This window comes from Paenibacillus bouchesdurhonensis (assembly GCF_900155685.1).
GTDB lineage: Bacteria > Bacillota > Bacilli > Paenibacillales > Paenibacillaceae > Fontibacillus > Fontibacillus bouchesdurhonensis.
Map to the genome: position 1 here is coordinate 750412 of NZ_LT732548.1, position 10450 is coordinate 760861.

General features: G+C 47.6%; 5 protein-coding genes. 4 read left to right on the plus strand and 1 reads right to left on the minus strand.

Features of this window, described 5'->3' with window-relative positions:
- Positions 1-225 precede the first annotated feature (225 nt).
- The 3 genes from uvrB (at position 226) to CZ379_RS07775 (ending at position 6103) form a co-directional block, all read left to right on the plus strand.
- Entirely contained in the window at positions 226-2220 is a 1995-nt protein-coding gene (gene uvrB / locus CZ379_RS07765; RefSeq protein WP_110931133.1) for an excinuclease ABC subunit UvrB, read from the plus strand.
- 135 nt (positions 2221-2355) lie between these two features.
- Positions 2356-5214, plus strand: coding sequence for an excinuclease ABC subunit UvrA (gene uvrA / locus CZ379_RS07770; RefSeq protein ID WP_110931134.1), 2859 nt, complete (start codon positions 2356-2358; stop codon positions 5212-5214).
- Between the two features lie 676 nt (positions 5215-5890).
- On the plus strand, positions 5891-6103 hold the full coding sequence (locus CZ379_RS07775; RefSeq protein ID WP_110931135.1) for a hypothetical protein: 213 nt from the start codon (positions 5891-5893) through the stop codon (positions 6101-6103).
- Positions 6104-7073: 970 nt separating this feature from the next.
- Here the strand turns inward: CZ379_RS07775 and CZ379_RS07780 are convergent.
- The gene (locus CZ379_RS07780) at positions 7074-8465 is read right to left on the minus strand and encodes a helix-turn-helix domain-containing protein (RefSeq protein ID WP_110931136.1); all 1392 of its coding nucleotides are present in this window, start codon (positions 8463-8465) and stop codon (positions 7074-7076) included.
- Between the two features lie 331 nt (positions 8466-8796).
- On the opposite strand from CZ379_RS07780, the gene CZ379_RS07785 reads away from it, so the two are divergent.
- A partial coding sequence (locus tag CZ379_RS07785) for a peptidase U32 family protein (RefSeq protein WP_199925525.1) occupies positions 8797-10450 on the plus strand: 1654 nt, incomplete at its 3' end.

The window sequence follows — 10450 nt, forward strand, 5'->3', positions numbered from 1 at the left end:
AAAAAGGTATAATGACATGGGAACACTCATTCCTATTTTGCGTAAATGTGGAATACGGGTTCTGACCATATTGTCGGCTAAAACGTCGGGCAAGTTGATTCGTTTCTTTTAAGAACATAGATATAGGTTAATATAATAAGGAGGCAGAAACCTCCTTTTTGGAAATATAAAGTTTATTTTCATTCCCTAGTATTTCATTTTAGACGATAAGGGTGATGTTGGACAATGAGTGATATTGTCTTTAGCAACAATAAATTTGAAATTGTTTCCGAATTCTCTCCTCAGGGCGATCAGCCTTCGGCGATCGACGAGCTGGCTGAGGGCGTTCGTCAAGGCAAGAGACACCAGACATTGCTGGGTGCGACGGGCACTGGAAAGACGTTCACGATTGCTCAGACGATTGCCAGACTTGGTCGTCCAACGCTCGTTATCGCGCATAATAAGACGCTGGCCGCTCAGCTTGCGAGCGAGTTCAAAGAATTCTTTCCGAACAACTCCGTAGATTACTTCGTCAGCTATTATGACTACTATCAGCCGGAAGCTTACATTCCATCCTCCGACACTTACATTGAGAAAGATTCCAGTATCAACGAAGAAATTGATAAGCTTCGGCACTCTGCCACGAGCTCACTGTTTGAGCGGCGCGATGTTATTATCGTAGCCAGCGTATCCTGCATTTATGGTCTCGGTTCTCCGATGGAGTACCGTGATCTTGTGCTTTCTTTGCGAGTCGGCATGGAGCGTCCGCGCAATCAGATTTTGAGTCGTCTCGTGGATATCCAGTATCAGCGGAACGATATCAACTTCGTGCGCGGGACGTTTCGTGTTCGCGGGGACGTGCTGGAGATATTCCCGGCATCCAAGGGAGAGCAGGCGGTACGGATTGAATTTTTCGGCGATGAGATCGAGCGGATTACGGAGATTGACGTGCTGACCGGAGAGTTGGTCGGCGAACGCGAGCACGTGGCTATTTTTCCGGCGTCTCACTTCGTAACCCAGGAAGAAACGATACGCATCGCGATCAAGAATATCGAACGAGAGCTGGAAGAGCAGCTTGAGTTGTTCCGGTCACAGGGCAAGCTGCTGGAAGCCCAGCGGCTGGAGCAGCGTACGCGGTATGATCTTGAAATGATGAAGGAAGTCGGATTTTGCTCGGGGATCGAGAACTATTCCGGGCCGCTGACCTTTAGGGAGCGGGGGGCTACCCCGTATACCTTGCTGGATTATTTTCCGGATGACTTGCTGATTGTGGTAGATGAGTCTCACGTTACATTGCCGCAAATTAGAGCGATGTATAATGGTGACCAGGCGCGGAAAACGGTGCTTGTAGAGCATGGCTTTCGTTTGCCGTCGGCGCTGGATAACCGTCCGCTGAAGTTCGAGGAGTTCGAGGAGAAGGCGAATCAGCTAATTTACGTATCTGCAACGCCCGGTCCTTACGAGATTGAACATACGGATAAAATGGTAGAGCAAATTATCCGGCCGACGGGGCTCTTGGATCCGATCATTGAGGTACGCCCAACGAAGGGACAGATTGATGATTTGATCGGCGAGATTCGGGATCGTTTGGAGAAGGATGAGCGGGTGCTGGTCACGACATTGACGAAGAAAATGGCCGAAGATTTGACCGATTACTTGAAGGAGATCGGCATTAAGGTGCGCTACCTCCACTCCGACATTAAGACGCTGGAGCGGATGAGCATCCTCCGGGATTTGCGGCTTGGCACCTTCCATGTGCTCGTCGGCATCAACCTTTTGCGGGAGGGCCTCGATTTGCCAGAGGTGTCGCTCGTGGCGATATTGGATGCGGATAAGGAAGGCTTCCTTCGTTCCGAGCGTTCCTTGATTCAGACAATTGGCCGGGCTGCGCGGAACTCCGAGGGACGCGTGCTCATGTATGGCGACCAGATTACAGAGTCTATGGATAAAGCGATCAAGGAGACGGAGCGCCGCCGTGAGATTCAGATTGCTTATAACGAGAAGCATGGAATTACGCCGCAGACAATCCGTAAAAAGGTTCGCGATGTGATCGAAGCTACCCGAGTGGCTGAGAGCAAGAGTGAGTACCTGACTGATGTCGGCAAGGGCAAAATGTCCAAGCGCGATCGCCAGGCGATGATCGGACGTTTGGAGGTAGAAATGAAGGAAGCGGCCAAGAACCTGCAATTCGAACGCGCCGCAGAGCTGCGTGATGCTATTCTCGAGCTCAAGGCGGAGTAAATTAACGAAGCCGCGATCTAAACATCAGAACAGGAAACGGAAAACAATAGCGGTCGGAGTAACGTTTCCAGGCGCAGTTGCCTGTATCTATAATAGTTAATAGCAATTTATATAGTATCAAGGAGATGAAATCTATTGGCCAGTGAGAATATAGTCATTAAAGGTGCAAGAGCGCACAACTTAAAAAATATAGATATCACGATTCCGCGGGACAAGTTCGTAGTTCTGACTGGGCTCAGCGGATCCGGAAAATCCTCTCTGGCATTTGATACGATTTATGCGGAAGGGCAGCGCCGATACGTAGAGTCGCTCTCCGCTTATGCGCGTCAATTTTTGGGTCAAATGGAGAAGCCGGATGTGGACTCCATTGAGGGCTTGTCCCCAGCGATTTCGATCGATCAGAAGACGACGAGCCGGAATCCACGATCCACGGTAGGCACGGTAACGGAAATCTATGACTATTTGCGGTTATTGTTTGCCAGGATCGGCCATCCTCATTGTCCCGAGCACGGCATCGAGATTACTTCGCAAACCGTCGAGCAAATGGTAGACCGGATTATGCAATATCCGGAGAGGACGAGACTGCAGATCTTATCGCCCGTAATTTCGGGCAAGAAGGGCGAGCACAAAAGCCTGTTTACCGAAATCGCGAAACAGGGCTTCGTTCGGGTGCGGGTCGATGGAGAGCAGCGCGATCTTTCGGAGAAGATCGAGCTGGAGAAGAATAAGAAGCATTCGATTGAAGTGATCGTCGATCGAATTATTGTTAAGGAAGATGTACGAAGCCGGCTGGCAGACTCGATCGAAACGGCACTAAAAATGTCAGGTGGACAACTGCTCGTCGATATTATCGGCCAGGAGGAGCTGCGCTTCAGCTCTAATTTTGCTTGTCCGATCTGCGGCTTCAGCATTGAGGAGCTGTCTCCGCGGATGTTCTCTTTTAACAGTCCATTCGGAGCTTGTACGGAATGCGACGGCCTCGGCGCAAAAATGATCATTGACCCGGATTTGCTTATTCCAAATCCAAATAAGAGTATTGAAGCCGGCGCGTTTGAAGCTTGGGCGGGAAGTACGTCCAACTACTATCCGCAATTTTTGAAATCGGTATGCGAGCATTATGGTATTCCGCAGGATGTACCGGTTAGCGAATTAACGAAGGAACAAATGGATACGCTTCTGTATGGAACTGGAGACACCAAAATTCGCTTCCGTTATCAGAATGATTTTGGCATGAGCAAGGATGCTTACGTGACGTTTGAGGGGATCGTGCATAATTTAGAGCGGCGGTACCGGGATACGTCCTCCGAAGGCATTCGCGAATTCATTGAAGAATTTATGGGCTCCAAGCCATGTGGGACATGTAAAGGGCACCGCCTCAAGAAGGAAAGCTTGGCGGTGACGATCAATGATCAGAATATGGCTTTTGTGACCAGTCTATCGATTGGAGAGGCGAGAGATTTCTTTGATGGTCTAAGCTTGAGTGAGAAAGAGATGACCATCGCGAATATGATTCTCAAGGAAATCAACAGTCGTCTTGGATTCCTAGTGAATGTCGGTCTAGACTATTTGACGCTAAGCCGCGCAGCTGGGACGTTGTCCGGGGGCGAGGCACAACGAATCAGGCTGGCTACACAGATCGGCTCGAGCCTTATGGGTGTGCTGTATATTTTGGACGAGCCGAGTATCGGACTTCATCAGAGAGACAACGATCGCTTGATTACTACGCTTGCCCATATGCGGGATCTTGGAAATACGCTAATCGTTGTTGAACATGACGAGGATACGATGATGGCTGCCGATTATATTATCGATATCGGCCCTGGTGCGGGCTTGCATGGCGGCCAAGTTGTTGCGCAAGGAACGCCGACGGAAGTGATGGAGGATCCAAACTCGCTTACGGGTCAATATTTAAGTGGCAAGAAGTTCATTCCGGTGAATCCGGAGCGGCGGAAGCCGAACGGTCGTTGGCTTGAGATTAAGGGAGCGAAGGAGAACAATCTCAAGAATATTAACGTGAAGTTCCCGATTGGCGTATTTACTGCAGTTACAGGAGTGTCGGGATCAGGGAAATCTACGCTGGTCAATGAAATTCTGTATAAAACATTAGCCCGCGATTTGAACCGAGCCAAAGTGCGTCCGGGGCAATATCGGGAGATCAAAGGGCTCGAGCATGTCGAGAAGGTCGTTGATATTGATCAATCCCCGATCGGCCGAACGCCGCGTTCGAACCCTGCGACCTATACGGGAGTATTTGATGATATTCGCGACCTCTTCTCCCAGACTTCAGAAGCGAAAATTCGCGGCTACAAGAAGGGACGCTTCAGTTTCAATATTAAGGGAGGCCGTTGTGAAGCGTGCCGTGGCGACGGGATCATCAAAATTGAGATGCACTTCTTGCCGGATGTTTACGTGCCTTGCGAAGTATGTAAGGGAAAAAGATATAATCGCGAGACGCTGGAAGTGAAATATAAGAACAAAAGCATTGCCGATGTGCTGGAGATGACGGTAGAGGTAGCAACAGACTTCTTCCAAAACATTCCGAAAATTCACCGCAAGCTGCAAACTCTGCTTGATGTCGGACTAGGCTACATTAAATTGGGACAGCCTGCTACGACGTTATCTGGTGGGGAAGCACAGCGGGTGAAGCTTGCCTCCGAGCTTTATCGCCGCAGTACGGGCAAGACGATCTATATTCTGGACGAGCCGACGACGGGGCTGCATGTCGATGATATCGACCGCCTGCTTAACGTGCTCCATCGATTGGTGGATTCAGGAGAGACGGTGCTTGTCATTGAGCACAATCTGGACGTCATCAAGACGGCGGATTACCTCGTCGATCTCGGCCCTGAAGGGGGCAACGGAGGCGGCACGATTATTGGTACAGGTACGCCAGAAGAGATTGCCAAGAATGAGCAGTCCTATACAGGCCGTTACTTGAAGCCTGTTTTGGAGCGTGATACGAAGCGAACCCAGGAGCTGCAGCTTCAGGGCTGAAACTGCTGTTAGACTATGAGTGCGGCGCTAACACTGTGCGCTAGCAGCGTCGCACGGTGGCGAACGCGGTGGCGAACATAGAGGTTAAATGATGTGAGATTCATGAGTCTGTAATCTCGTTAATCTAACGTATAACCCCCGGATTCACTTTTCGTGAGTCAGGGGGTATTTTTTAGAGTAGAAGAGGTATAAAGACGTGGACGGTATCTCTTGAATTACTTCGTTCATGCATGTTAACTGGATTAGAGGTAATTAAAGCGTGGCCATTGGTGCAAAATGTACGATTAGTTGGATTTCGTGTCCTTAGATAAGCTTTGTAGATAAGCATGGTTACTAAGGTGTTGTTTTAAGTTCATCAAATCCAACAATTTCACAGAAACTAGCGCTACGCTCTAAAATAAATACATTAAATCACACTAAATTCGGATACAGAGAGATATAAAGTCCGGAGAAAGAGAGACATACCATAAAAAGGCCATCTTTGACGGCGGGTTATAGTTGAGAGTCGTAAAAGTCAAGGAAACTAGTTACTTTATTTCAGTAAACCAGCCCTAAATATTGTCTAAATTGTGACAAATGCGATTTTTATTTGCTGTTCCCCTTGCATCCGCGCCATAGGGAAGATAACATATAGGGAGATGTGTATATACGTGATTTTTTAGAAGGGGGTTACGGCATGCGACTGCTCGCAGAAGCGGCAGGAAATACATCAAACTTTAACGGTTTCGATATTTTTATGCTGCTGTTTACAGTAATTATTTTGATCGGCGTGGTTCGCCTGATGGTCGCTCGTCCGAAGAAGAATTTATTTGCAATCGGTTTCGGCATCGTAAGTTTGCTCGTTTTCCTGGCATCGGATGCTGTGATGATTAGCAGCTGGTTTAAATAAATACGAAATGAGCAGAAGACACTTTGTTTCGTAACGGAACAGGGTGTTTTTTCAATTGAAGGATTGTACATAAAAATAATGCTATAAAAGATGAAAAGGTGAACGCAGGTATTAGATGCAAGCAAAGGAGTACATTGATTCTGAAAAGGCGGTTGCTATCCGGTTCTTTTATATTTCAAGGTACTTATAATCGAACCCGTTGAGCATGTGGTCGACCGACCGCCGTCATGCAGCAAAGCACCGTTCGCTAGGAACTACACGCTGCGCGCTGCGGCTGCCCGATACGCCATGCTAGAGTCGAACTGAGTATTCCATTGCCTGTTGTCTTCATTCCTATATAAACTCAAGTGATCCCGCCTGCCACTTTCATGAGCAAATATTTGTGCTCTCCCGTTCGGAAGCAGCATTATGTTAGTAGGTGTGTCCAATTAGTGGGGAATTGGGGCGCTATTGTTCAAGCGAATCCATCCTTACATGCAAATCCATTCTATGTATACATTTCATTTTATTTGCTTGCGTATACATATTAATTGCTTAACTTTCACAGCCTGCAATCGGTAAATAAGTCTTAATGTTACTAAGCAGCCACCCAATCCGGCATATTGTATTTGGAAATTATGAATTCGAACACACTGTCTTGTGGCGGGTCAAATGCTGGGAATGTGTATGAAAAGTCGAACACAATCTCTAAAAAAGCAGCTTGTAGTAGTATGGCATCAGATTGTGAAGGGGAATTATACGACAATACAGTACATACATCGTTGTGGAATAAACGAAATGAAACGAAACAAACCCATCGTGTAGGAGGTGCTCCTAATGATGGGTTTGTTTGATGCAATCTTCTAAATGCGTTCGTATGAATATGGGCTTTAGAGATGGGATGTAGTTCTACCCTCCATGCAGTCCTCCATAGCTACTAATTTTATTATCTGAGGAGAATTGGATAGGAATAAACAAAGCAAAGGCAAAGCTAGCTGTCAAAAGAGATACTAGGATTTTTTTCTTCATTCTCATAGACTCCTTTAATTATAGTTTTATAACTGAGCAAGGTCTCTTGGGATGCCATATCTCTATATTGTTCAAATAGCCCCATACATTTAAGCATACACTTTCTATTGTTTATAAAGGCGGATTTTTCAAGTCCCTTAAGTAAAAATGAGAATGCAGTAGTATAATTTTTCTTTTTGAGATAATAGTAAGCAAGATTATGTAATAACAATGGATAAAGGTTTGTACTATAGTGACTTTTGAAGATGTCAATAGTCGTGTTCTCATTAACATAGGCTGCAAGTTCGGATTCAAATTGCTTGAGTATATGATCTACATTAAAATGATATCGATTAGCTGCTTCCATAATATTGAATAAAGCTGGGATAAGTTCATCTTGTTCTTTTTCGATATAAACAACGTACTCCGGAAGTACACTGGCATCTCCACACCTTAGCTTATTCACATAAGTATTGGCCTGCGCCCATTCCAGAAAAACATTTTTCCAGTGCCGGGTGTTGTCGTCATCCTCTTTAACCCAGCTTAAATCGGCATAGCAGGAGGTATATTGTAGTGCCTGCTCGTAATCTCTCCGCGTATCGTAAACATCGGCATGGAATAGGTTGGCTAATGCTATATATGTAAACAAGGGTCTGCTTGGTTTAGAGTTTTTTTGGATCATGATAGGTCTTGCAGAGAAGTACAGCGTTTTGGCCAAATGGCCTAGTCTGTTTGCTATCATTTCTACTTTATCCCACTGACTTAAAGTTCGATATATATTACCCAGGTCTCTCAAAGCATCTAGCTGATCAAGTTCATCCAATCTTTCCACGTAAGGCTCGAATAGTATAGCTGTATTATAGTTCTTCTCTTGGTTCGTTCCCAGGCGGATTAAGAATAGCCGATATTGGCAGAAGGCCAGCCGTTCAGAATGTTGATGCCTCTCGCTAAGAGCCACATTTTCAAACAATAGTTCTGCTGCTTTAAGCTTGGTCTGCTGATAGAGGTCTTCCGCTACATCGAACAGAAGGGGAGTGTACATCAGATTATCCATTAACAAATGGATCACTTGCTTCATACAATCTAATTTGTCGAGATCCGCGCAGCGGTATAAAAACGGTTTGAATCTACGCCAGTTGAGGGTATTTTGGCTTAAATGATCTTTAATATATTGCTCGTAAAAAAATCCCTCTGGATAATTCATTACTTTCGTAAGTCGATCCAAATGATCTACTGTTAATATTTTGTTTTTGTTTAATATGGAACTAAGCGTGCCTGCGTTTATATCGGATTTGCTTGCTAATTTCCTAAGATTCATATCTTTCCGGCTCATAAAATCGACGATATGCTGGAGAACGGAAGATGTACAGCTCATACAAATCATCCTTCTTCAGAAGTATTCTTACAGAATTGCATAGTGATTAAAAAAAAGCTTCCGCCATCAAAATATGTCTTTATATCCTTCAAATGTTAATCTATTACAAATATAAACAATATTTAATGGTGGGTCAATTACCTTTAGAAGAATGTCTATATTATGACATAAATTGGACTATGCATATAGAAATATAAATTCTCGTTTGGAAGGGTTTATAGCTAGAGTCTGCACGGAATGTCTGATAAACTAAATAAGTTATCGTCGCTACATTTCAAATTTAATGGATATGATTTACGAGGGTCGATACTACGACCTCTGGGAGGAATATATGAGCAGCACAACATTAACACGGCAAGACGTAGAGTTGTTAGCGCCGGCGGGCGATTGGGATTGTATGCGCGCTGCGGTGGCGAATGGGGCGGATGCGATTTTTTTTGGTGTAGAAAAGTTCAATGCTAGAGCCCGGGCGAACAACTTCCGCATGGACGAGCTCCCGGAAATCATGGCTTTTCTGCACAGCTATGGGGTCAAGGGGTTTCTGACCTTCAATATTCTCGTGTTTGAGGATGAACTGCGGGATGCGGCTGAATTGATCGAGGCTTGCATTGATGCGGGCGTGGACGCGGTGATCGTGCAGGATTTGGGACTGGTTAAAATGATTCGGGAAATGTCGCCGGACTTTCCGATTCACGGTTCGACCCAGATGACGATTACTTCGCCGGAAGCGGTGGAGTTCACGAAGCCATGGAACATGGAACGTGTTGTGCTAGGCCGCGAGAATAATTTGAAGCAAATCCAGAAAATCGGGGAACAGGCGAAGCTGCCGATGGAAGTATTTGTCCACGGGGCGCTTTGCGTTTCGTATTCGGGACAATGCCTGACTTCGGAAATGTGGGGCGGCCGCTCCGCAAACCGGGGCGAATGCGCTCAGGCCTGCCGTCTCCCCTATGACCTGATGGTGGACGGGGAGCAGAAGCCGATGGGGGATGTGGCGTACTTGCTGTCTCCGAAGGATCTGGCGGCAATTGACCTGATGCCGGAGCTCATCGAAGCTGGCGTGACGTCCTTTAAAATCGAGGGCCGCTTGAAAAGCCCGGAATATGTCGCTAACGTAGTGAGCAAATACCGCAAGGCGATTGACCGTTATTTTGATGGGGAGAATGCCCGGCCGTCGAAGGAAGAGGTTCGTGAGCTGCAGCAGAGCTTCTCGCGCGGTTTTACGCACGGCTTCTTGGAGGGCACGAATAACAAAAAGCTCGTGGAAGGTACGTTTCCGAAGAGCCGGGGCGTGTATCTAGGCCGGGTGGAGCAGGTGCTGCGCGACGGCGTGGTATGCCGCCTGGAGGCTCCTGTGAAGCGCGGAGACGGGATCGTCTTTGACGCTGGAGATCCGACGAAAAAAGAAGAAGGCGGACGTGTCTACGATTTGCGCCGCAAAGGTGTGAAGCTGGAAGGCGAAGCGGACGAGAAATGGATCGTCGATATTATACCGGGACGGAATGACGTCGATCTGCGCAAGGTTCACGTCGGCGACCGGATTTGGAAGACGAGCGATCCAGCGCTGGATAAAAGACTGCGCCAGACGTTCGAGACGGACAAGCCGTACCGGGTATTCCCGGTGCAAGTCCGCGCTACGGGGCGGGCCGGCGAGCCGCTGGCAACCTTCTGGAGCGATGTGCAGAAGGGAACAACGGTGCGCGTCGACTCCGAGCTGCTGCTCGAGACGGCGCAGAAGCGGCCGATGGACGACGCCCTGCTCGAAGAGCAGTTCGGCCGTCTCGGCGGCACGCTGTTTCAGCTTGAGCGCTTGGATGCATCGCTGCATGGCGATGTGATCCTGCCGATGCGAGAGCTGAACAGCATCCGCCGGCGCGCAGTGGAGCTGCTCGCCGGCGAACGGCCAAAGCCGCCCGTTTACGTGAAACGGGCGGATGCCGCCACCGCGGCCGCAGCTGTGCTGGGCGCGGAGGCGGGAGGCGCAC

Bases quoted from the DNA above. Each gene is read 5' to 3' on its own strand.
- uvrB (WP_110931133.1), top strand. From the start codon at position 226: ATGAGTGATATTGTCTTTAGCAACAATAAATTTGAAATTGTTTCCGAA.
- CZ379_RS07775 (WP_110931135.1), top strand. From the start codon at position 5,891: ATGCGACTGCTCGCAGAAGCGGCAGGAAATACATCAAACTTTAACGGT.
- CZ379_RS07780 (WP_110931136.1), bottom strand. From the start codon at position 8,465: ATGAGCTGTACATCTTCCGTTCTCCAGCATATCGTCGATTTTATGAGC.